Source organism: Vibrio sp. ECSMB14106, assembly GCF_000972265.1.
Taxonomy (GTDB): domain Bacteria; phylum Pseudomonadota; class Gammaproteobacteria; order Enterobacterales; family Vibrionaceae; genus Vibrio; species Vibrio kanaloae.
The window spans coordinates 1-513 of record NZ_LAUM01000082.1 but is presented as its reverse complement, the minus strand read 5'-3'; the positions used below and the strand labels follow the sequence as shown (position 1 = coordinate 513).

At 42.1% G+C, this 513-nt stretch carries 1 protein-coding gene; it reads right to left on the bottom strand.

The window, feature by feature from the left end; genetic code table 11:
• Window positions 1-32: 32 nt before the first annotated feature.
• Entirely contained in the window at window positions 33-413 is a 381-nt protein-coding gene (locus tag WR49_RS20745) for a TnsA endonuclease N-terminal domain-containing protein (RefSeq protein ID WP_046225280.1), read from the bottom strand.
• Window positions 414-513: the final 100 nt, after the last annotated feature.

Sequence of the window (513 nt, the reverse complement as noted above, 5' to 3'; positions counted from 1 at the left end):
TGATGATATCACCTCTAACTAAGTGACCAAATTCACCGTACCACTACAGAGCCATCGGCAAAATTGATGAGGAAGTCTGTTGTTACTATTGTAAGCTCGCTCTTTTCTTGAGGGTGACGAATACCTAGTTGTCGGCAAATAATTAAAGAGTCAGCAAGAGGAATTGGAAACTGCTCTCGAATGTCGATGACCTCTTTACACCAATCGAACACCAAAAATGCGGCTAGCTCGTTACCTGAGTGAAGGTGGTGTACACGGCCAACGGTGGCACTTTTAACACGAACGCTTTCGCCAGAGCTGCTGAACTCTCCGACTTTAATGAAAGGAACGTAATCTTTTCCCGACCCTTCGCCTCGTTTTTCATCTAAACGCTTTTGGTCTTTCTTATTAAGTGGCTTATCTGCATCTGACATAAAAAACCTCCAACTAAGCTAAACTTAGCAGGAGGTTAAAAAACGATCAATCTTTATTGTTATGAATCCCCAAGGGTGTAACATTCATCATAATGGTCAA

Coding starts and splice junctions, on each gene's coding strand:
- WR49_RS20745 (WP_046225280.1), bottom strand. CDS start 413: ATGTCAGATGCAGATAAGCCACTTAATAAGAAAGACCAAAAGCGTTTA.